This is a genomic window from Mycolicibacterium neoaurum ATCC 25795 (assembly GCF_000691525.1).
Classification (GTDB): domain Bacteria; phylum Actinomycetota; class Actinomycetes; order Mycobacteriales; family Mycobacteriaceae; genus Mycobacterium; species Mycobacterium neoaurum.
In genome coordinates, this window is sequence record NZ_JMDW01000013.1 from 72,518 (window position 1) to 93,556 (window position 21,039).

Genomic DNA, 21,039 nt, shown 5'->3' on the forward strand with positions numbered 1-21,039 from the left:
GCCTTGCCACAGTACCGGGGTGGCTCCGGATCACTCCGCCTGCAGCGTCAGCGGCGGTCCCGGGTCGGCGGACAACGGCACATTCTCCCGCTGCAGCAACCACGAGGCGATGTGATGGAACAGCGGCGCCATCGTGGTGCCCGGCGCTCCGTCGGCGGTACGGGCGGGGTTGTCGGCCATGATGCCGACGACGTAGCGCGGATTGTCCGCAGGTGCGATCCCGGCGAAGGTGATCCAGTAGTGATCGTCGTAGTAGCAGCCGCAGTTCGGGTTGATCTGCTGGGCCGTACCGGTCTTGCCGGCGATCTGATAGCCCTCGACCGCGGCCTGCCAACCGGTCCCCTGCTGCACACCGCGCGGGTCGCGCTGGATGGTCGCGCGCAGCATGTTGCGCACGGTGGCAGCGGTTTCCGGTGAGACGACCCGGACGCCCTCCGCCGCGGGCTCGACGTTCTCCTTGCCATCGGCCTCGATGATCGACTTGATGATGCGGGGCGGGATCCGGACACCGTCGTTGGCGATGGTCTGGTACATCCCCGTCATCTGCAGCAGCGTCATCGAAAGACCCTGTCCGATGGGCAGGTTGGCAAAGGAGCTGCCCGACCACTGGTCCATGGGCGGGACCAGGCCGGCGCTCTCGCCCGGCAATTCGATCCCGGTGCGCTCACCGAGACCGAACTTGGTCAGCATCTCGGCGAACTTCTCCGGACCGAAGCGCTGGGCCAGCATCAGGGTGCCGACGTTGGAGGACTTCCCGAAGACGCCGGTGCTGGTGTACCGGTCGACACCGTGGTTCCACGCGTCCTTGACGGTGACCCCGCCCATATCGATGGAACCGGGCACCGAGAGCACCTCGTCGGGGTTGGTCAGACCCAGCTCGATGGCGGTGGCGGCGGTCACGATCTTGTTCACCGACCCCGGCTCGAACGGTGACGACACCGCCGGGTTGCCCATCTGCCTGCTGCCCTGCCTGCCGATGTCCTGCGAGGGGTCGAACGTGTTGTCATTGGACATCGCCAGCACCTCACCGGTTTTGGCGTCCAGTACGACGGCGGACACATTGGCCGCACCGGATTTGTCCTTGGCCTGCTGGACCTGCTGCTGCACATAGAACTGGATATCGTCGTCCAGGGTCAGCTGTACGGTCTGGCCGTCGACGGCCTCGTGCCGGTTGCGCATGCTGCCGGGGATCATCACGCCGTCGGACCCACGGTCGTAGGTGACCGATCCGTCCGTTCCGGCGAGTTTCGCGTCGAGGGAATCCTCGAGGCCCAGCAGTCCGTGGCCGTCCCAGTCGATACCGCCGACGATATTGGCCGCCAACGAGCCGCCGGGGTACTGGCGGATGTCCTGACGCTCGGAACCGACCTCGGGGAACTTCGTGGTGATCGCGTCGGCGATCGCCGGGTCCACCGCCCTGGCCAGGTAGGCGAAGGTGTCCTTGCTGGTGAGCTTGGCCAGCAAGGTCTTCGCGTCGGGCTTGTTGTTGAGCCGGGTGGCGATGTCCTTGGCGATCTCCCGCAACCGCGCGTCGGGGTCAGGCGCGTAGTCGGGATTCTTGGCGCGCTCCTCCTCCAACTGCTTGCGGATGCGCACCGGCTGGAAGGTGAGCGCCCTGGCTTCGATGGTGAATGCGAGCTTGTCGTTGTTGCGGTCGACGATGCTGCCGCGCACCGCCTGCTGGACGTCGGTCACCTTGAGTTGGCCTGCGGCTTCGGCCCGCAACCCGGCGGCATTGGAGATCTGCAGGTTGAAAAGCTGCGCAGCGGCGACCACCAGCACCAGGAAGATGACGACGTTACCGGCACGGTGCCGGAAGACGAACGATGAGCTGCGCAGCCCGGCCGCCGGGGCCTGGGCGGGGCGCCGGATCCGCCGATCGGTGGCCGAATGCTCCTGCCCGCGTTGGCCGCGGCTCATGCCGGCACACCCGGGGCGGGAACCTCGACCGGGATTTCAGCCGGCACATCGGGATTGGGGCCGGCAGCCGGGGGCGCGGGAAGGTGCTCAGGGTTGACCACCGGACCGGGCTGAACGGGCAGCTCCGGGGATCCCAGATGCGGCAGTCCCTCGGCGGGCACCGGTGCGGGCACGCCGGGAAGCGGGACGACCAGCGGCGCCGCAGCGGGCGGGATCTGGTCCGCCGGCGCGGCGGCAGGCAGCTGGGCGGGGTCCACGGGAGCGGCAGGCAGCGGTGCGGTCAGCGGTGCCTGCCCGGCCTGCGGTACTGCCAGGGGCGCCGCCGGGGTGGCGGTGGCGCGCGGCGGAACCCGGACCACGACCTCACGCGGGTCGACGACCCGCGGGGCCGGCGGTCCACCGGCGGCCGGACGCGTCGGCGCGGGCGCGGCAGGCCGCTCGTCGGGCAGCGGTGTGTTCAGCGGTGGCGGGGGCGCGCCCTCGGCCGGCTTCGGGGTGCCGACCACGACCCAGGCCCCGGTCGCGTCCTGCACCAGGTGTGCGGTGTCCCTCGACGGGATCATGCCGAGGCCGCGGGCTGCCTCGGCAAGCGCAGGCGGGGCCTGCGCCTCAAGCACATCACGCTCCAATGCCTCTTTTTGTTGCAGCAGAGCCTGATTCAGCTGACGAGCGTGGCCCAGCTGATAGGAGCGGCTGGCGGCATCGGTGGACAACCACAGGGTGACGCCCAGACCGACACCGAGTGCGGCGATGACGAGGACCACGAACGGCACCCTCGCGGCCAGCGTCCGCGGATTGAAATCGATGGTTGCGAGCCGGATCAGCAGCCGTTCCCGCAGCGGTGGTTTGACGATCTTGGGTGCCTTGGCCTTGCGCGCCTTGGCGCGCGCCTTGGCCTGGCTGGCGTTCTTGGGCCGTGCCGGTGTGTCGACGGGCCTGCGCACCGGTGAGGTCTGCGGTGCCGAACGGGACGGACGTTGTTCGGGCGCGCTGCGGCGTTTGCGCGCGGGCGCCTCGGACTGACGACGTGCCGTCGGCCTGCCCTTGGGCGGAGTCTTGCGCCGGCGCTCGTCGGTGCTGCGCTCCGGTGCGGACCGCTTTCCCTTCATGAGTCTTCCTTTCCGGCGATTTTCTCCAACGCCCGCAGTCGCACCGGGGCGCTGCGCGGGTTCCGTTCGATCTCCGCGGCGTCGGCCTGTTCGGCGCCACGGGTCAGTGCTGCGAATTCGGCCTCGTAGCCGGGCAATTCGACGGGTAGGCCGGGCGGGGTGCGCGACGCCGTGGCCGAGGCGAACAGGCTCTTGACGATCTTGTCTTCCAGCGACTGATACGCCATCACCACGATGCGCCCGCCGCCGGCGAGCGCGCCGAGCGCCGCGGGCAGGGCTTCGCGCAGTGAGTCGAGCTCCCCGTTGACCGCGATGCGCAACGCCTGGAAGGTGCGCTTGGCCGGATGGCCGCCGGTGCGCCGGGTTGCGGCCGGGATGGCCTCGTAGAGCACCTCGACGAGTTCGCCGGTGCTCACGAACGGCTTGGTCGCCCGCCGCCGGACCACCCGCGCGGCGATCCGGTTGGCGAATCGCTCGTCGCCGTACTCGCGCAGCAGCCGCGTCAGCGTGCGCTCGTCGTAGGTGTTGAGGATCTCCGCGGCGGTGAGCGGCGCATCGGGATCCATCCGCATGTCCAGCGGCGCGTCGTGGGCGTAGGAGAAGCCGCGGTCGACCAGATCCAGCTGCATCGAGGACACTCCGAGGTCGAAGAGCACACCGTCGACGACGGGCTCCTGCCGGTCGTCCCAGTAGCCGTCGTAGCGGGTGCGTTCGAACCGGACGCGGTCACCGAACCGGGACAGCCGGTCGCCGGCGATGCGCAGCGCGTTCGGGTCGCGGTCCAGGCCGACGACACGCAGTCCCGGCAGATCGGTCAGGAACCGCTCGGTGTGACCACCGGCGCCGAGGGTGGCATCGACGAGGACGGCACCGGAGCCGTCGGCGTGGTGGCGGGTGAGCGCCGGGGTCAGGAGTTCGACACACCGGTCGAGCAGAACGGGGACGTGGCCGTGCTCGCCGGACTTGGGCGCGGGGCGGGACTCAGATGGATTCACGGAGTGAGACGAATCGTCGGGATGAGGCACAGAGACTCCCCTGTCGAGAAGGGGCGCCCCTGCAACGAGGTCCCTGTCCGAGGCGGACCTGGCGTCGGGGAAGTACGTCAGGGCCGGTTCGGACAGAGGCCTCGTTGCACGGGCTTGTTGGTCAGATGATGTCGCGAAGAGTGTCATCGCTGGCCGCGGAGAAGGTCTCTTCGTGTGTCTCCTGGTATTGCTGCCACGCTTGGGCGTCCCAGATCTCCAGGTGCCCCAGCGAACCGGTCACCACGCATTCCTTGGAGAGGTTGGCGTAGCGGCGGTGTTCGGCGGACAAGGTGATCCGGCCCTGCGCGTCGGGATGCTGTTCGTCGGCGCCGGCGGCAAGGTTGCGGACGTAGGCACGGGCCTGCGGATCGCTGCGCGAGGCCTGCATCGCCTTCTCCGCCAGCTTCTCGAACTCTGCCCGCGGGTACACGGCCAGGCTGTGATCTTGACTTTTGGTGACCATCAACCCTCCTGCCAGTGCATCGCGGAACTTGGCGGGCAGTGTCAGCCGCCCTTTGTCGTCGAGCTTGGGCGTGTAGGTGCCGAGAAACATCCCGCCACCTCCCACCACTCGGTTGGATTCCGAGTCGCTTCTACCCGCTGTGCGGAGTTCCGGTTCCTCCGCTGTCCGCCACTTTACCCCACAATCCCCCACTTAGCTCCATTTGCTGCCACCGAGTTGCACCCACGCTCCACCACCCTGCGATTCGTCGCGTCCGCGCGTCCACGCAGCAGCCCGACCGCCGGGCACCTGCGAACGAAAACCGCAGCTAGAGACCCCATACCTCGCCGTGTGAACCCAGGTGGGTGACGGTGGGGGAAATGTGGGGCGGCCGCCCTGCGGCACCCGACACGCCGAGGCGTTTGCGGGGTCGAACCGCGCTCTACGGCCGCAAAACCACAAGAAAAAGGGCGGCTCCGCTACGGAGCCGCCCCTGGGGTGGGGATCGGTGGGGAATCAGCCGGTACGGATCACTCGTCGAAACGACGGCGGAACCGGTCCTCCATCCGACTCGTGAAGGAGCCGCCGCTCGCGGGCTTACCGCGCTTACCGGGGCGGGCGGGGCCGGAACCGGAAACACTCTTGTCGACCGGGCCCGCCACCCGCGGGCCGGTGATCGCGAAGACCACGCCACCGAACATCACGATGAAGCCGATCACCGAGAGAATCGGGAAGCTACCGATCATGGTGGCCTTGATGGCGACGCCACACACCAGCATCGCCAGGCCCGCCACGAAGAGCGCGATGCCCTGCAAGCGGCGCCGCGCAGACGGGGCACGCAGATTGCCACCGCGCACGCTCGAAGCGAACTTGGGGTCTTCCGCGTACAGCGCGCTTTCGATCTGGTCGAGCATGCGCTGCTCGTGATCGGAGAGTGGCATCCGTCCCTCCTGGTCCGCGCCGTGGGCTCCGGAGAGCCGAATTCTCAAATAGGGCCGCCGCCCGCGTTTTACGGGTGACTGTTCCCATGATACGAGGTCATTCTGAGCCGTACCACCTACTTCACACACGATTGTATGACGTCTGCCACCAGGAGCGGTCCGCCCCGGCAATACCTGGCGCGGCTGCCGGGCGAGTCGACACCGATAATGAGGATGACCCGTCCGCAGCGACCGACCCGAAGGACACCCGTTGGCGACATTCCTGGTGGACCTGTCGGCGGAGCTCATGCGCCAACGGCTCCGTGAAGCGCTGACGGTGTACGTCCAGGCGATGAACTATCCGCGCGGCACCGAGGAACAGCGCGCCTCGATGTGGCTGGAGCACACCCGTCGCCTCGGCTGGAAGGCCGTCGCCGCACTGCGCACCGACGCCACCGACGTGGACTCCCCCGCCGTCCTCGATTCCGCGCAGATGCTGGGTATCGCCTACGGGTACCGCGGGGCCCCCGATCAGTGGTGGCAGCAACAGGTGGTGCACGGGTTGCGTCGGCGGGGTGCCGAAGCGGCCTCGGTCGAACCGCTGCTCGCGGACTATTTCGAGCTGACCGAACTGCACATCCACCCTCACGCCCAGGGCCACGGACTCGGCGAGGCACTGGCCCGCCGACTGCTGGCCGGACGCAGCGAGGCCCACGTGTTGCTCTCCACCCCCGAGATCAACGAAGAGGCGAACCGCGCCTGGCGGCTGTACCGCAGGCTCGGGTTCGGCGATGTCATCCGGGACTACCATTTCGCCGGCGACCCACGCCCCTTCGCCATCCTGGGCCGACGATTACCCCTTGACCAGGCGCCCGGCACCGATTGAGCACGCGGGTCTGGCACGATTAGCGGGTGTTCGTCCGCTCACACCGTCCACGGCGCCGCCGGCTCGCCGCGTTGGTCCTGCTGCTGCTGATCCTGGTTCCGTTCGCCGTGGGCTGCGTGCGGGTCCGCGCGTCGCTCACGGTCTCCCCCGACGATCGCGTCTCCGGCCAGATCGTCGCGGCCAGCAAGGCGCGTGACGGCGAGGACAAGGGACCGCAGCTGTTGAACTCGCTGCCGTTCAGCAACAAGGTTGCCGTCTCGCGCTACGAACGCGGCGACTACGTCGGATCGCAGGCGGTGTTCTCCGACCTGACCTTCGCCGAACTCCCGCAGCTGGCGAACATGAACAGCGATGCCGCCGGCGTGGACATCTCGCTGCGCCGCGCCGGTGACCTGGTCATCCTGGAGGGCCGGGTCGATCTGACCACCCTCAACGATCCCGAAGCCGACGTCACGCTCAGCGTCGCGTTCCCCGGCGAGGTCACCTCCACCAACGGTGACCAGGTATCGGGCGAGGTCGTCGAATGGAAGCTCAAGCCCGGCATCGTCACCACCATGAACGCCCAGGCACGCTACACCGACCCCAGCGCTCGATCGTTCACCACCGCGGCGATCTGGCTCACCGTGGGCTCCTTCGTGGTCGCCGGCCTGCTCGGCTGGCTGGCCTGGGCGAGTCGGGACCGGTCACCGAAGGTCGGCGAAGGGGCCCAGCCGTCGTGAGATGGCCGTCGTGGCCGAGACCGTGCCGGGTCGTCATCGCGCGCGATCCCGCGCCGCCGAAAGCATAATGACGTGGTCGCGAGCGCGCCTGTCCACCGATCACCGGGCGGGACGCTCTAGGCTTGAGGAGTCGGGGGTCGAGAAACCGACATCAGAAAGGGGCGTCCGCTGAGCGTCGATACAGCGGCACCGACAGCCGTCGAACTGGTCAATGCCGTCGTCGAGGAACTGCGACAGTACCTCGACGAACGCCGTCGCGAGTCCGCGTATATCGGTCCCGAGTACGCCGAGCTGACCGCCGCACTCGAGGAGTTCGTGTTGCGCGGGGGCAAACGCCTGCGCCCCGCGTTCGCCTACTGGGGCTGGCGCGCGGTCGCCGGGACGAACCGGTCCTCCGACACCCAGGCCCTGCGGTTGTTCTCCGCGCTGGAGCTGCTGCACGCGTGCGCGCTCGCCCACGATGACGTGATCGACGCATCGGCCACCCGTCGCGGGCTGCCCACCGTGCACCGACACTTCGCCGACCGGCATCGCGCCAACAACTGGCACGGTTCGCCCGAGCAGTTCGGCCTGTCGGCCGCCATCCTGCTCGGCGATCTGTCGCTGGTGTGGGCCGATGACATCGTGGCGACCGCCGATCTGCCCGCCGACGCCCACCTGCGGGTGCACAAGGTATGGGGCGATATCCGCACCGAGGTGCTCGGCGGCCAATACCTCGACATCGTCGCCGAGGCCAGCGGCGCCGACACGGTGGCATCGGCGATGAACGTCAACACCTACAAGACCGCCTCCTACACGGTGTCGCGCCCGCTGCAGCTCGGTGCTGCCGCCGCCGCAGACCGGCCGGAGATCCAGCAGATCTTCCATCAGGTCGGCAACGATCTCGGGGTGGCCTTCCAGCTGCGCGACGATGTGCTCGGCGTGTTCGGCGATCCGGCGATCACCGGTAAGCCCTCCGGTGACGATCTGCGCTCGGGTAAGCGGACCGTGCTGCTCGCCGAGGCGGTCGAACTGGCCCGACGCACCGATCCCGCCGCGGCCAAGCTGATCGGCGAGTCGATCGGGACCGAACTGACCGATGTCGCGGTCAAGGAGGTGTGTTCGGCCATCGAGTCGGTCGGCGCGCTGGCGGCCGTCGAGGACCGTATCGAGCAACTGCACCGACGGGCCCTCGACGCATTGAACGCCGCCGATATCGATCCGCAGGCCAAGATCGGCCTCGCCGAGTTGGCCGGCCTGGCGTCGAACCGGTCCGCCTGAGGACATGACCGCATCGGTATCGGACGCGCCGGAGACGCGCGGACACCTCGCTCGGCTGTGGGCGTTCGCCATCTCGGTCGAGGCGCGGCCGGCCCGATTGGGGTTTCTCGGCGCGATACTGATCGCCGCCGGTGGGCTCGGCGCGGGCAGCACCCGACTGCACGATCCGCTGCTGGAATCGCTGCACATGTCCTGGCTGCGGTTCGGGCATGGACTGGTGCTCTCTTCGATCCTGCTGTGGGGCGGAGTGGCCGTCATGTTGCTGGCCTGGCTGTGGCTGGGTCGACGCGTGGTCGATCGCACCGCGACGCAGTACACGATGCTGGCCACCACCGGGTTCTGGTTGGTGCCGCTGCTGCTGAGCGCGCCGGTGTTCAGCCGTGACACCTACTCCTACCTCGCCCAGGGCGCGTTGCTGCGCGACGGGTTCGACCCCTATGTGGTCGGACCCGTCGAGAACGTGAACTCGTTGTTGGACAACGTCAGTCCGATCTGGACGACGACCACGGCACCGTACGGTCCCGCATTCATCCTGGTGGCCAAGTTCGTCACCATGATCGTCGGCAACAACGTCGTCGGCGGCACCATGCTGCTGCGCCTGTGCATGCTGCCCGGACTGGCACTGCTGATCTGGGCCACCCCGCGGGTGGCCCGCCATCTGGGCGCCAACCCTGCTGCCGCACTGTGGATCTGCGTACTGAATCCGTTGGTGATCATCCACCTCATGGGCGGGGTGCACAACGAGATGCTGATGGTCGGCCTGATGATGGCGGCGATCGCGCTGACCTTCGGCGGCCGGCCGATCCTCGGGGTCGGTTTCATCGCCACCGCGGTCGCCGTGAAGGCGACGGCGGGTATCGCGTTGCCGTTCATGGTCTGGGTGTGGATGAGGAGGCTGCGCGACACCAGGGGCTACCGCCCGGTGCCTGCCTTCGCCTTCGCCACCGCCGCGTCGGTGGTGATCTTCGGCGCCGTGTTCGCGGTGCTGTCGCTACTGGCCGGGGTCGGCCTCGGCTGGCTGACCGCGCTGGCCGGTTCGGTGAAGATCATCAACTGGCTGACCCTGCCGACGGCGTTCGCGAACATGATCAACGCCCTCGTCGGCATGGTCATGCCGGTGAACTTCTACGCGGTCCTCGAGATCACCAGGATCATCGGCATCGCGATCATCGCGATCTCGCTTCCGCTGTTGTGGTGGCGGTTCCGGCACACCGACCGCGAAGCGCTGGTGGGCACCACGCTGGCGATGGGCGTCGTGGTGTTGTTCGTCCCGGCCGCGTTGCCCTGGTACTACACCTGGCCGCTGGCGACGCTGTCGACGCTGTGGCAGAGCCGGACCGCGGTCGCACTGATCGCCGGTTTCTCCACCTGGATCATGGTGATCTTCAAGCCCGACGGTTCGCACGGCATGTACTCGCTGCTGCAGGTCGCGCTGGCGACCGGATGTGCGGTTCTCGCCTGGTATCTGCTGTCGCGGGCCCCGGAGGAACCGGCTCGTCAGTAGGCCAAGACGGCGAGCCGTCTAATTAGCCACGACGGCGAGCCGTCTAATAAGCCATCGCCTGTGCGCGGCGGATGACCTCACGCGCCTGATGTGAGCGCAGGGCGTCGACCGGCCGCGCATTGGCCTGCTTCTCGGTGCTGCCGTCACGGCTCAGGGTCAGCGAGGGGTCCGGGGTGAACAACCATCGCATCGATTCGGTGACGTCGAATCCACCGTCACGCAGCACCACCAACAGGCCCGGCAGTGGTTTGACGACCCGCCCGTTCTCGTCGAAGAACACCTTGGGCACGACCACGGCACCGTCGCGGCGCACGCCGACGAGGTGACCGTCGCGCAGGTGCTGGTTGACCTTGCTGACCGAGACGCCGAGCAATTTCGACACCTGGGACAGGTCGAGTACGGCTTCGTCGGGATCGAGGATGTCAGCGGACGCCGGGATGCTCACCGGACAGAGTCTAAGGGCCCCGGCCCTCGCCCGGAGGTGGAAGGTCGATGCGGACCGGATCCGTACCATGTCTGCGGTGGACACCTACCAGCGCACCGACCCCCTCGTCGGAAGCCTGCTGGAGGGGCGCTATCTGATCGAGACCACCATCGCCGCCGGCGGGATGTCGACCGTGTACCGCGGTGTGGACACCCGGTTGGACCGTCCCGTCGCGGTGAAGGTGATGGATTCCCGCTACTCCCGCGACGAGGCGTTCCTGGTCCGGTTCCAGCGCGAGGCCCGCACCGTGGCAAGGCTCAAGGGTGACGGCCTGGTCGCCGTCTACGACCAGGGCGGCGGCGGACCGGACGGGCCTGCTCCGTACCTGGTGATGGAACTGGTCGACGGCGGCACGCTACGTGAGCTGTTGCGTGAGCGGGGGCCGATGCCGCCGCATGCCGCGGCCGCCGTGCTCGGCCCGATCTGTCGCGGGCTGGCGGTGGCGCACGCGGCGGGGTTGGTGCACCGCGATGTCAAACCCGAGAACGTGCTGATCTCCGATGACGGCGAGGTCAAGATCGCGGACTTCGGTCTGGTTCGGGCGGTGGCCGAGGCGGGCGTCACCTCCACCAGCGTCATCCTCGGCACCGCGGCCTACCTGTCGCCCGAGCAGGTCGCCACCGGCGACAGCGCGCCGAGCAGCGATGTGTATGCAGTCGGCGTACTCGCCTACGAATTGCTTACGGGCCGAACCCCTTTCACCGGCGATACCGCGCTGTCGGTGGCCTACCAGCGGATGGACAACGACGTTCCGCCGCCGAGTGCGGCGATCGCCGGGGTACCCGCGCAGTTCGACGCGTTGGTGGCACGGGCGACCGCTCGCGACCCGCACGCCCGTTTCGAAGATGCCGGTGAACTCGGTGAGGCACTGGCCGATGTGGTCGATGAGCTGGGGCTGCCGCCGTTCCGGGTTCCGGCCCCGCGCCAGTCGGCCCAGCACCGGGCCGCCACCGCGGCGCAGCGCCCCGGCGGCGACGAGAACCGCGCCGCTGCCCGACCGCCGGCCCCGTACCGGCCGACCCGTCAGCTACCCGCCGTCGGAGCCGATGACCCGACCGACGCCCACCGTCCCGACGCCGATCAGCAGGACGCCGATCGCTACGACGATGCCCAATACCAGCCGGTCACAGGACAATTCGCCGGTGTCGAACTCGAGGAGTTCCACTGGGCGCGGCAGCGCGCCAAACGTGTGCTGCTGGCCTGGGTCCTGGTGATCCTGACGCTGACCGGGCTGCTCGCCGCCGGCGCGTGGACGCTGGGCAACAACCTGGCCAACCTGATCTGAATCCCTAGTCGCGCAACATCTCCGCGACCAGGAAGGCCAGCTCGAGGCTCTGCTGGGTGTTCAGCCGCGGATCGCACGCGGTCTCGTACCGGCCCGCCAGATCATGGTCGGAGATGTCCTGCGCCCCACCCAGACATTCGGTGACGTTCTCGCCGGTGATCTCGACGTGGATACCGCCGGGGTGGGTGCCCAATGCCCGGTGCACCTCGAAGAAGCCCTGCACCTCGTCGACGATGCGATCGAAATGGCGGGTCTTGTATCCGGTGGAGGATTCATGGGTGTTGCCGTGCATCGGATCGCACTGCCAGATCACCTGATGGCCGGCGGCCTGCACCTTCTCGATGATGGCGGGCAGCACATCGCGGACCTTCTGGTTACCCATCCGGCTGATCAGGGTCAGCCGGCCGGCCTCGTTGCGCGGGTCGAGGCGTTCGACGTACTCGACAGCCAGCTCCGGGGAGGTGGTCGGTCCGATCTTGATGCCGATCGGGTTGGCGATCACCTCGGCCAGTGCGACGTGTGCGCCGTCGATCTGGCGGGTGCGCTCCCCGATCCACAGGTAGTGGGCGGACAGGTCGTAGAGCTTGGGCGCCGAGGGCTCGGCCACCGGCTCGGCCGGATCGGCGGTGTCCATCCGCAGCATGGCCCGTTCGTAGTCCAGCACCAGCGCCTCATGGCTGGCGTAGATCTCGGCGGTGTCCAGGTTGCGGTCGTTGACTCCGCAGGCGCTCATGAACCGCAGACCGCGGTCGATCTCCCCGGCCAGCGCCTCATAGCGGGCTCCCGCCGGCGAGGTGCGCACGAACTCGCGATTCCAGTCGTGGACGGCCTGCAACGACGCCATCCCCGAGGAGGTCAGCGCGCGCACCAGGTTCATCGCGGCACTGGCGTTGGCGTAGGCGCGGACCAGCCGGGAGGCGTCGTGCTGGCGTATCGCGTCGTCGGGGGCGAATCCGTTGATCATGTCCCCGCGGTAGGACTTCAGGCCCAGCGCGTCGGTGTCCGAGGACCGCGGTTTGGCGTACTGCCCGGCGATACGGGCGACCTTCACCACCGGCATGCTGGCGCCGTAGGTCAGCACCACGGCCATCTGCAACAGCGTGCGGATGTTGGCCCGGATATGCGGTTCGGTGTTGTCGACGAAGGTCTCGGCGCAGTCCCCGCCCTGCAGCAGGAAGGCCTCACCACGGGCGACCGCGGCAAGCTGGGTCTTGAGCTTCTCGACCTCGGTAGGCACCGTGATCGGCGGCACGCTCTCCAGCACGGTGCGCATGGCCTTGGCCTGACCGGCATCCCAGCTCGGCTGCTGCAGTGCCGGCTTGGCCAGCGCGGCGTCGAGCCGCTGCCGCAGGTCCCCTGGCAGCGGTGGGAGGTCCGGCAGCTGATCGATGGGCACGTCGACGGTCCAGTTCACCGCTCCATGGTAGCGGTGACCGAAATCCGTTCGGACCGGCCATACCTGCAGCTCAGGCGGCTCCCACCGGCAGGCGCGATCAGCCGCCCGAGCGCGCCGCCCAGGCGCCGTCGTCGGTCATCAGCTCGTAGCGCCGCAGGTTGTGCCGCGCATCGACCAGCGCATCGTGGGCATCGCGCGGTCGCGGTGGCATCCGAGGGGAGCCCCGCTCCTCCCAGAACTGGCGCAACTCCCTGGTGAAGCGCGGGATCGCCGGCGGCAGGTCGGTCATCGGGCCCCACAGCTGGCACAGCACCACATGGTCGTAGGCACCCACCCACGCCCACAGCTCGATGGGTTCGTCACCGTCGATATCGAAGAAGTCTTCCAGCTCGCTGCGGATCTGGCGGCGCGAGCGCCACAGCTTCGACGACGGTGACGGCAGCTTGGGCAGCACGTTCTTGCGCACCCAGCTGCCGGCCCGGTCGGGATCGAATTCTGTTGATATCGCGTAATACTCACGACCGTCCTCGGCGGCGACCCCGATCGAGATCAGTTCGATGGTGCGGCCGTCGTCGATGAATTCGGTGTCGTAGAAATAGCGCATCTCAGGCCGCTCCCTGGCTGGGCGCCGGTGCGGCGTGGATCTCGCGGTCCAGTTCCTCGTTGACCAACGCGTCGTCGGGGAAATGCGGCTCGCCGGCCACCACGTGCTGGACCCACAGCTTGGCCTGCACCACGGGCCTGCGCAGACGCCGCTCCCGTTCCAGCGCCTTGTGCATCTTGCGCGGCCTGCTCGTGTAGCGCCACCGCGCCCACGGCGCATGCGGTCGCGACAGCCGGATCGCCCCGACGAACAGCAGTGGGGTGATGAACATGCCGACCAGACCGGTCCACACCTTGCCCTTGAGCAGCACCACCACCGCCAGCGCGAGCGTGAGCACGGCCGCGACGATCACCGCGATCCGTGCCTCGATGGAATCATCGGACTGCCAGATGTCGATATCGAAGAAGGACAGCGGGCTGAACCCGAGGACCAGCAGTCCGGCCACCGCGATGGCCACGAACACCGCGTCCACCGAGGTCCGGCCGTCCTCGGACCAATACACGTCCTGCAGGTGCAGGATCAGTGCGAACTCGTCGAGCACCAGGGCTGCGCCGATACCGAAAAAGACTGCCGCGACGGTGAACTCCGCCACTCCCCCGTTGACGGCCAGGGTCACCATGGCCACCCCGGAGACCATCACCAGGATGATGCCGATCACCACGTGATGCAGATGCACACCCCCGCCGACGGAGAGATTGCGCGGTTGCCACCACTTGCGCGGCCCGTCGGTGCTCGGATGACTCCTGATGTAGCGCACCACCAGACGGGTCAGCACGAACGTCAGGATGAAGGCGATCAGGCAGCACAGCAGCGGAAGACGGTCAGCCGGGACGAAGTCCAGCTGCAGATTCGGGGGCACGGCGTTCGAATTTACGCCGGTCCAGCGAATTCGCGGGGTATCGGCGGACCTGTCACGTCCAGCGCGTCGCCGCGCACCGATAGGCTTGGCGGCGACATGAGGATTCAGCGGTCGCCCGATGGGGGCAGTGTGCTCGGGCGGACCGGGGTCGGTCGGGCCCTCGGGAGCGTGTGGGCGTGGCGGCTCTTCCAGCTGGTGACGCTGGCCGCGCTGGGCTGGGTGGGCTGGCGCCTGCTCGGCGAATCCAGCTACCGCATCGATATCGACGTCTACCGCCTCGGCGGGCGGGCCTGGTTGGACGGTGTGCCGCTCTATGCCGACAGCACCGAATTCCAGACCCAGGCCGGGATCGACCTGCCGTTCACCTACCCACCGCTGTCGGCCGTCGCGTTCGCCCCGTTCGCCTGGTTGTCCCTGCCGGCGGCGAGCGCCGCCATCACGGTGACCACCATGGTGCTGCTGGTGGTCTCCACGACGATCGTGCTCACCCGGTTGCGCGTCGGTGACAGCTGGCATCGCCGGGCCTGGCTGGCCGGTGCTCTGGTGGCGCCCGCGGTGGTGTTCGCCGAACCGTTACGGGCAAATCTGGAATTCGGCCAGATCAACGTGGTGCTCATGACGCTGGTGATCGCCGATTGCGTACCGCGCCGCACCCCGTGGCCGCGCGGACTGCTGCTCGGGCTGGCCATCGCGGTGAAGCTCACGCCCGCGGTTTTCCTGCTGTACTTCCTGCTGCGCCGCGATACCCGCGCGGTGCTGGTGACGACGGCCTCGGCCGTCGGCGCGACGCTGCTGGGATTCGCGCTGGCCTGGCGGGATTCCTGGGTGTACTGGTTCGAGACGCTGCGCGACACCGACCGCATCGGCTCGGCGACGCTGAACACCAACCAGAACATCTCCGGGATGCTGGCCCGGTTCGGCGTCGGCGAGGACACCCGGTTCCTGCTGTGGGTCGGATTGTGCTTCGTGGTGCTGGGCCTGACGGTCTGGGCGACCCACCGCGCGGTACGGGCCGATCCGCACGGTGACAGCGCGGTGCTGGGACTCCTCTGCGTGGCGATGTTCGGCCTGGCGGTCTCGCCGGTGTCCTGGTCTCACCACTGGGTGTGGGTGTTGCCCACGGTGCTGGTGACTGCCGTCGTCGGCTACCGCACCCGCACCGTCGCGCTGCTCGTCATCTCGGCGATCGGTGTCGCCTTGACGGTGTGGACCCCGATCACGCTGATGCCTGCACACAACGAGACGTCGGTGTCGCCGTGGTTGCGGGTCGTTGGGGGGTCCTACCTGTGGTGGGCACTGGCGGTGATCGTGGTGATCGGTGCCGTGACCCCGCGGCTGGCCCGGCGCAGCGATTCGGCCGCCGCACCCGCCGACGCCGAGATCGCCGCTGCGACCTAGCGACCGCTATCCGGCCTTCGCGGTCACCTCGGGCTTGCGCTGCGCGTCGAGCGACTCTGCCTGCTCTTTGACATCAGCGGCGTACAGGTCGACGTACTCTTGGCCACCGAGCCGCATGAGCTCGTACATCACCTCGTCGATGACGGCCCGCTCGATGAAGCGGTTACCGGCCAGTCCCTCGAAGCGGCTGAAGTCCATCGGCTTGCCGAACCGGACCTCGACGCGGCCGAAATGCCACATCTTGGATCCGGGCGGGTTGACGACGTTGGTGCCGACCATCGCCACCGGGATGACGGGGATGCCGCTTTCCAGCGCGACCCTGGCCAGCCCGGTCTTGCCCTTGTAGAGCCGACCGTCCGGGGAGCGGGTGCCCTCGGGATACATGCCCAGCAGCTTGCCCTCACCGAGGATTCGCTGGGCCGTCGTCAGCGCGGCCTGCGCGGAGTCGGCATCGGTGCGGTCGATGGGGACCTGGTTGGTCGAGGAGTAGAAGAACTTGGTCAGCTTGCCCTTGAGCCCGGTACCGGTGAAGTACTCGGCCTTTGCCAGGAAGGTGATGCGCCGCTTGACCACCAGCGGCAGGTAGAAGCTGTCGGCGACGGCCAGGTGGTTACTGGCCAGGATCACCGCACCGGAGTCCGGAACGTACTCCAGCCCTTGCACTTTGGGACGCCCCAAAAAGGACAGCAACGGGCCCATCAAGATGTACTTGTAGAACCAGAACCACATGAGCCCTCCTGCAACGGCGCCCCACCAGGACGGGGCCGGACCGGACCAACTCTACCCAGCGGAAGTGAGTGCGACCACACAGAGTCGCTGCGCAGCCCGCTCAGTCCTCCAGCGTCACCGGGATCTGCTCATAACGTCCGGCCGACCCGTCTGCCGGCCCCGGCGGCGGTGGGGGCATATCGGTGGGTGGCCCGGTTTCGGCGACCATCGCACGGATCACCGCCAGCAGGGCCACGCTGTGATCGGCGATCACCGACAGCAGCGGGTGCTGCTCACCGTTGATCAGCGCGGCCAGCGCGCACACCGGGCACCACACCTGCTGACACGCCCCGGCACCGGCGCCCTCGGCGGCGGCCCTGGCGGCCAAGATCCGCACCGCGGGATCGAGTTTGTCCAGGATGGCCTGGGCCAACTGGCGCAGTTCGGGCGGGATATCCGAATGGGTGGGGCTCATGTCGGCCACACCTCCGGATTGGGTCGAAAACGCACGGTCAGCACGCCGGCCCGCAGATTCGCATCGATCACGATGCAGCGCCGCAACACCGATGCCAGCCGCACCCGACGCCGCATACCCCCGGAGCCGATCACAAGGTCGTCGTCGACCCGGCCCAGCCGCAGCGCGCCGGGATCGACCTGCGGCAACTCTAACCGCATCCGATAGACGGCCTCCAGGCCGGACCCCGACTCGCGATCGACGACCGGTCGTAGCGGTCCCGGCGGCGCGGAGCCATCACGTCGACGTGCCGCGTCGAGCAGCTCGCCGAGCGCCTTGGGACCGATCGGCTCACCGGCCAGATGCGGCACCAGCACCAGTGCCACATCGCCGATCGAGCGTTCCAGGTCGTCGAGCACACCGCGTTGCTCGGCGATGCGCTCGGTGTACCAATCGAAGGCCGGGTGCGCGGGCAGGTTTTGATACTCGTAGGAATCATCTTGCAGCAGAACCTGATTCACCAGCAGTTCGGTGACCTTGACACCCATCAACGCCAGCGAGCCCAGCGTTCGGGCCGCCTCGGCGGCGACCACCCGCTCGGCGGTCAGCACCAGGTGTGCGCCCACGCGGGCATTGTCGGCGAGCAGCGTCGAGAGCCGTTCGGTCCCCTCGGCGATCCGCTCCACCAGCATCAGCATCGCCGCCGAGCCCAGGTCCGCCGGCGACAGCGACAGCCTGCGGTGCCGCGGCCAGCTGCGTTCCAGATAGAGGTTGAACGTCGCGGGCAGGGTCAGCATCCGCAACGCGTCAGCGGTGGAGGCGCAGTCGACCACCACCTCGTCCCAGAGTCCGGAGTCGGCTAGCTCGGCGACCTCGTGCAGACCGAGCACCTCCTGGATCCCCGGGAGCGCGGAAAGTTCTTCCGGGGCAAGGCTTCCCAGATCCGAGTGCGGGAACCTACCGGCCAGCACACCGGCGATCTCCCGCCAACGCGTCTCGAGCAACGACAGGGTGTCCAATGCCAGCGCGTCGAGGGATCCGCCCACATCCGTTGGCCCGGCATCCAGATCGGTCAGGACGCGGGTGGGTGTGCGTGAGCCGGTCGGCTCGACGGGAACTCCGAGCACATCACCGGTGGAGTGCGCCTGATCGGTGGACACGATCAACACCCGTGCCCCGCTTCGGGCAGCGCGCACCGCGGTGGCCGTGGCCAACGTCGATTTGCCTACCCCTCCCTTGCCGACGAACAGGCAGATCCGGGCGGGTTCGGCGGTGCCGTCTGCACTCAGCTCACTGCCACCTCGACTCGCTTCTTGAGGTCTTTGAGCGCGGTGTCGGTGAGCCGCCGCTCGGCCTTGCGTTTGAGCAGACCGATCATGGGGATCATCAGGTCCACGGAGAGCTCATAGGTCACATCGGTGCCAGAACCCTTGGGCGCCAATCGGTATGCACCCTCCAGCGCACGTAACAACGAACTCGACACCAGCGTCCAGGTGACGGATTTGCGATCGGCGGGCCACTGGTAGGTCAGCACCATGGTGTCCTTGAGCACCGCGGCGTCGAGCACCAGCCGGGCCGTCTTCGGATTGCCGGCGTCGTCGCGCTCGAGCACCTCGGCTTCCTTGTACTCGGCCACCCACTCCGGGTAGGAGCCGATATCTGCGATGACGTCCATCACCGTCGAGGGATCGGCCGCGATATGGATGGTCTGCGCCGTCTTCTCCGCCACGACCAGAAATCTACCCTCACCCGGTCAGGGGTGGCTCACTCCTGAGGCCAGCCGGGACACTCCCACCGGCCGGTCAGCCTCCAGCCGAGCCTTGACCTCGAAGGACATCTTCTTGCCCGCCACCCGGCGAGCATGGTTGAGCGCAGCGAGATTCATCCGGGCCAGGTCGTGGCCGGTGACACCGGTGGGCTCGGCATGCAGGAAGTAGTGCAGCAGAACGCCGTCCATCATGGGCTCCAACCACACCTCCATGGTGCCGGTCAGCGCGCCGGCGACCGTCCAGCGCTGACCTGCGGGGCCGCGGTCCTCGACCACGGTGAGTGCGAGATCCGGCCACCACCGCCGCCAGCTGGACGCATCGGCGACGGCGCGGCCGACCTCGGCGGGATCGGCACACACAAAGGTCTCATCGGCGATCTGGACGCTGTTCATGGCCACCTAGCTTCACATACGCCCTGCCGCAGGTGTGACACAGGCGACTAGGCTTACCGGCTAGTAACCACCCATCCCAGGACCCGAGGTGCCCAGAATCGTGCGTGAGTTCTCCGTTCCGGCTTCGTTCGAGATCGCCGAATACGACAGCGTCGTCAGCTCGGTCTACACCCATGAACGCGACGACCCAGACCACGTCATCCTGCAACGACAGGTCGACGGCGCCTGGACCGACGTCACCTGTGCCCAGGCCGCGCAGCAGATCCGGTCGGTAGCGCTCGGTCTGCTGGCCCACGATGTCGCCCCGGGTGACCGGGTGGCCATCCTGTCTGCCACCCGTTACGAGTGGGCGATCATCGACTTCGCGATCCTGTCCATCGGCGCGGTCACCGTCCCGATCTATGAGACCTCCTCTCCCGAGCAGATCAAGCACGTGCTGAAGGATTCGGGTGCGGTGCTGGTGGTCGCCGAGACGGCGGCACACGCCGAGCGCGTGGAGCACCAGGCCGACGAGCTTCCCGGGGTACGCGCGGTGCTGCGCATCGACAATCCCGATGCCCCTGCCCTGCAGGTGCTCGCCGAGGCCGGCAAGGATGTCGACCCCGGTCTGCTCGACGCCCGCGTCGCCGCCATCAAATCCAGCGATCCCGCCACCCTGATCTACACCTCGGGCACCACCGGTCTGCCCAAGGGTTGCCAGCTGACGCATTCCAACCTGCTCTACGAGATTCGCGGCGCCAAGGCCGCCTTCCCGACGCTGCTGCGCAAGGGCGAGCGCCTGTTGGTGTTCCTACCGCTGGCGCACGTGCTGGCCCGCGCCATCACCATCGGCGCGTTCGCCAACAAGGTGACCCTCGGCTTCACCAGCGATATCAAGAATCTGGTGCCGATGTTCGGGGTGTTCAAGCCGACGCTGGTGGTGTCGGTCCCGCGGGTGTTCGAGAAGGTCTACAACACCGCCGAGCAGAACGCGCGCAACGACGGCAAGGGCCGCATCTTCGAGATCGCCGCCGATACCGCCATCGAATACAGCAAGGCCCAGGACAGCAGCGGCGGCCCCGGATTGCTGCTGCGGCTCAAGCACGCCGTGTTCGACAAGCTGGTCTACGGCAAGCTGCGCGCCGCGCTCGGCGGCAACTGTCATGCCGCCATCTCCGGCGGGGCACCGCTGGGCGCCCGGCTCGGACACTTCTACCGCGGCGTCGGATTGACCATCTACGAGGGTTACGGCCTCACCGAGAGCAGCGCCGCCGTCACCGCCAACCAGGTGGGCGACATGTTGGTCGGCTCGGTCGGAAAGCTGTTGCCCGGCAACAGCATGCGCCTTGCCGACGATGACGAGCTGCTGCTCAAGGGCGGCGTGGTCTTCAGCGGATACTGGAACAACGAGCAGGCCACCGCGGACGCGTTCACCGACGGTTGGTTCCACACCGGTGACCTGGGCGCCATCGACGCCAACGGATTCCTGACGATCATCGGCCGCAAGAAGGAGATCATCGTCACCGCGGGCGGCAAGAACGTCGCACCCGCGGTGCTGGAGGACCGGCTGCGGGCCCACCCGCTGATCAGCCAGGCCATGGCGGTCGGCGATGCCCAGCCGTTCATCGCCGCGCTGATCACCATCGATCCCGAGGCCTTCGAGGGGTGGAAGGATCGCAATGGCAAGGGCGCATCGGCCACCGTCGCCGACCTGACCGAGGACCCGGACCTGGTCGCCGAGGTGGAGTTGGCCGTCAAGGACGCCAACCAGGTGGTCTCCAAGGCGGAGGCCATCCGGACCTTCCGCATCCTGCCGGTCGATTTCACCGAGGACACCGGCGAGCTGACGCCCACGCTGAAGGTCAAGCGCAAGGTGGTCGTCGAGAAGTTCGCCGCACAGATCGCGGCGATCTACAGCTAGTCGGC

General features: G+C 68.0%; 21 protein-coding genes. 7 read left to right on the forward strand and 14 right to left on the reverse strand.

Features of this window, described 5'->3' with window-relative positions:
- Positions 1-30: 30 nt before the first annotated feature.
- From IC40_RS0119700 to IC40_RS0119720, 5 genes are all read right to left on the reverse strand, one after another.
- Entirely contained in the window at positions 31-1,920 is a 1,890-nt protein-coding gene (locus IC40_RS0119700; RefSeq protein ID WP_030136404.1) for a peptidoglycan D,D-transpeptidase FtsI family protein, read from the reverse strand.
- On the reverse strand, positions 1,917-3,029 hold the full coding sequence (ftsL, locus tag IC40_RS0119705; protein WP_036470393.1) for a cell division protein FtsL: 1,113 nt from the start codon (positions 3,027-3,029) through the stop codon (positions 1,917-1,919). Before ftsL ends, IC40_RS0119700 begins: the two co-directional genes overlap by 4 nt.
- Positions 3,026-4,201 carry a 16S rRNA (cytosine(1402)-N(4))-methyltransferase RsmH gene (gene rsmH / locus IC40_RS0119710; protein WP_036470395.1) on the reverse strand — a complete coding sequence of 392 codons (1,176 nt, stop codon included), beginning with the start codon at positions 4,199-4,201 and terminating at the stop codon, positions 3,026-3,028. The genes ftsL and rsmH overlap by 4 nt, the downstream gene beginning before the upstream one ends.
- Positions 4,176-4,607, reverse strand: coding sequence for a division/cell wall cluster transcriptional repressor MraZ (gene mraZ, locus IC40_RS0119715; protein WP_019512748.1), 432 nt, complete (start codon positions 4,605-4,607; stop codon positions 4,176-4,178). Before mraZ ends, rsmH begins: the two co-directional genes overlap by 26 nt.
- Positions 4,608-5,026: 419 nt before the next feature.
- Positions 5,027-5,437, reverse strand: a complete 411-nt coding sequence (locus IC40_RS0119720; protein ID WP_030136407.1) for an SCO2097 family morphological protein — start codon at positions 5,435-5,437, stop codon at positions 5,027-5,029.
- A 250-nt stretch (positions 5,438-5,687) separates the two neighbouring features.
- Here IC40_RS0119720 and IC40_RS0119725 point away from each other — a divergent pair, with 250 nt between their 5' ends.
- From IC40_RS0119725 to IC40_RS0119740, 4 genes are all read left to right on the forward strand, one after another.
- Entirely contained in the window at positions 5,688-6,302 is a 615-nt protein-coding gene (locus IC40_RS0119725) for a GNAT family N-acetyltransferase (protein ID WP_030136408.1), read from the forward strand.
- Between the two features lie 26 nt (positions 6,303-6,328).
- Complete coding sequence (locus tag IC40_RS0119730; protein WP_030136409.1) at positions 6,329-7,021, forward strand: LppM family (lipo)protein; 693 nt, start codon at positions 6,329-6,331, stop codon at positions 7,019-7,021.
- Positions 7,022-7,189: 168 nt separating this feature from the next.
- Entirely contained in the window at positions 7,190-8,281 is a 1,092-nt protein-coding gene (gene idsA2, locus IC40_RS0119735; protein WP_030136410.1) for a bifunctional (2E,6E)-farnesyl/geranyl diphosphate synthase, read from the forward strand.
- Between the two features lie 4 nt (positions 8,282-8,285).
- Positions 8,286-9,785 (forward strand): alpha-(1->6)-mannopyranosyltransferase A, encoded by a 1,500-nt coding sequence (locus tag IC40_RS0119740; RefSeq protein ID WP_030136411.1) that lies wholly within the window; start codon positions 8,286-8,288, stop codon positions 9,783-9,785.
- A 43-nt stretch (positions 9,786-9,828) separates the two neighbouring features.
- On the opposite strand, the gene IC40_RS0119745 is transcribed toward IC40_RS0119740, so the two are convergent.
- On the reverse strand, positions 9,829-10,230 hold the full coding sequence (locus tag IC40_RS0119745; protein ID WP_030136412.1) for an Rv2175c family DNA-binding protein: 402 nt from the start codon (positions 10,228-10,230) through the stop codon (positions 9,829-9,831).
- Positions 10,231-10,297: 67 nt separating this feature from the next.
- Here IC40_RS0119745 and IC40_RS0119750 point away from each other — a divergent pair, with 67 nt between their 5' ends.
- Positions 10,298-11,554, forward strand: a complete 1,257-nt coding sequence (locus tag IC40_RS0119750) for a protein kinase domain-containing protein (RefSeq protein WP_030136413.1) — start codon at positions 10,298-10,300, stop codon at positions 11,552-11,554.
- 4 nt (positions 11,555-11,558) lie between these two features.
- Here IC40_RS0119750 and IC40_RS0119755 read toward each other — a convergent pair whose 3' ends face one another.
- The 3 genes from IC40_RS0119755 to IC40_RS0119765 all read right to left on the reverse strand — a co-directional run bounded on the left by IC40_RS0119755 (position 11,559) and on the right by IC40_RS0119765 (position 14,413).
- Entirely contained in the window at positions 11,559-12,968 is a 1,410-nt protein-coding gene (locus IC40_RS0119755) for a class II 3-deoxy-7-phosphoheptulonate synthase (RefSeq protein ID WP_030136414.1), read from the reverse strand.
- Between the two features lie 79 nt (positions 12,969-13,047).
- Positions 13,048-13,554: a polyadenylate-specific 3'-exoribonuclease AS gene (locus IC40_RS0119760; RefSeq protein WP_019510966.1), complete on the reverse strand. Its 507-nt coding sequence runs from the start codon at positions 13,552-13,554 to the stop codon at positions 13,048-13,050.
- A gap of 1 nt (position 13,555) precedes the next feature.
- Positions 13,556-14,413: a hypothetical protein gene (locus IC40_RS0119765; RefSeq protein WP_030136415.1), complete on the reverse strand. Its 858-nt coding sequence runs from the start codon at positions 14,411-14,413 to the stop codon at positions 13,556-13,558.
- Between the two features lie 96 nt (positions 14,414-14,509).
- Here IC40_RS0119765 and IC40_RS0119770 point away from each other — a divergent pair, with 96 nt between their 5' ends.
- Positions 14,510-15,811: a glycosyltransferase 87 family protein gene (locus IC40_RS0119770; RefSeq protein ID WP_030136416.1), complete on the forward strand. Its 1,302-nt coding sequence runs from the start codon at positions 14,510-14,512 to the stop codon at positions 15,809-15,811.
- 6 nt (positions 15,812-15,817) lie between these two features.
- On the opposite strand, the gene IC40_RS0119775 is transcribed toward IC40_RS0119770, so the two are convergent.
- The 5 genes from IC40_RS0119775 to IC40_RS0119795 form a co-directional block, all read right to left on the reverse strand.
- Complete coding sequence (locus tag IC40_RS0119775) at positions 15,818-16,540, reverse strand: lysophospholipid acyltransferase family protein (protein ID WP_030136417.1); 723 nt, start codon at positions 16,538-16,540, stop codon at positions 15,818-15,820.
- 100 nt (positions 16,541-16,640) lie between these two features.
- The gene (locus tag IC40_RS0119780) at positions 16,641-16,994 is read right to left on the reverse strand and encodes a hypothetical protein (protein WP_030136418.1); all 354 of its coding nucleotides are present in this window, start codon (positions 16,992-16,994) and stop codon (positions 16,641-16,643) included.
- Positions 16,991-18,262 (reverse strand): ArsA family ATPase, encoded by a 1,272-nt coding sequence (locus IC40_RS0119785; RefSeq protein ID WP_030136419.1) that lies wholly within the window; start codon positions 18,260-18,262, stop codon positions 16,991-16,993. Before IC40_RS0119785 ends, IC40_RS0119780 begins: the two co-directional genes overlap by 4 nt.
- On the reverse strand, positions 18,259-18,702 hold the full coding sequence (locus tag IC40_RS0119790) for an SRPBCC family protein (protein WP_030136420.1): 444 nt from the start codon (positions 18,700-18,702) through the stop codon (positions 18,259-18,261). The genes IC40_RS0119785 and IC40_RS0119790 overlap by 4 nt, the downstream gene beginning before the upstream one ends.
- 24 nt (positions 18,703-18,726) lie before the next feature.
- Positions 18,727-19,134, reverse strand: coding sequence for a hypothetical protein (locus IC40_RS0119795; protein WP_030136421.1), 408 nt, complete (start codon positions 19,132-19,134; stop codon positions 18,727-18,729).
- Between the two features lie 100 nt (positions 19,135-19,234).
- Between IC40_RS0119795 and IC40_RS0119800 the strand changes: the two genes are divergently transcribed.
- Positions 19,235-21,034: an AMP-dependent synthetase/ligase gene (locus IC40_RS0119800; RefSeq protein ID WP_030136422.1), complete on the forward strand. Its 1,800-nt coding sequence runs from the start codon at positions 19,235-19,237 to the stop codon at positions 21,032-21,034.
- Positions 21,035-21,039: the final 5 nt, after the last annotated feature.

Coding starts and splice junctions, on each gene's coding strand:
- ftsL (WP_036470393.1), bottom strand. CDS start 3,029: ATGAAGGGAAAGCGGTCCGCACCGGAGCGCAGCACCGACGAGCGCCGG.
- IC40_RS0119770 (WP_030136416.1), top strand. CDS start 14,510: ATGAGGATTCAGCGGTCGCCCGATGGGGGCAGTGTGCTCGGGCGGACC.
- IC40_RS0119700 (WP_030136404.1), bottom strand. CDS start 1,920: ATGAGCCGCGGCCAACGCGGGCAGGAGCATTCGGCCACCGATCGGCGG.
- IC40_RS0119795 (WP_030136421.1), bottom strand. CDS start 19,134: ATGAACAGCGTCCAGATCGCCGATGAGACCTTTGTGTGTGCCGATCCC.
- IC40_RS0119760 (WP_019510966.1), bottom strand. CDS start 13,554: ATGCGCTATTTCTACGACACCGAATTCATCGACGACGGCCGCACCATC.
- IC40_RS0119775 (WP_030136417.1), bottom strand. CDS start 16,540: ATGTGGTTCTGGTTCTACAAGTACATCTTGATGGGCCCGTTGCTGTCC.
- IC40_RS0119750 (WP_030136413.1), top strand. CDS start 10,298: ATGTCTGCGGTGGACACCTACCAGCGCACCGACCCCCTCGTCGGAAGC.
- mraZ (WP_019512748.1), bottom strand. CDS start 4,607: ATGTTTCTCGGCACCTACACGCCCAAGCTCGACGACAAAGGGCGGCTG.
- IC40_RS0119740 (WP_030136411.1), top strand. CDS start 8,286: ATGACCGCATCGGTATCGGACGCGCCGGAGACGCGCGGACACCTCGCT.
- IC40_RS0119720 (WP_030136407.1), bottom strand. CDS start 5,437: ATGCCACTCTCCGATCACGAGCAGCGCATGCTCGACCAGATCGAAAGC.
- IC40_RS0119780 (WP_030136418.1), bottom strand. CDS start 16,994: ATGAGCCCCACCCATTCGGATATCCCGCCCGAACTGCGCCAGTTGGCC.
- rsmH (WP_036470395.1), bottom strand. CDS start 4,201: ATGACACTCTTCGCGACATCATCTGACCAACAAGCCCGTGCAACGAGG.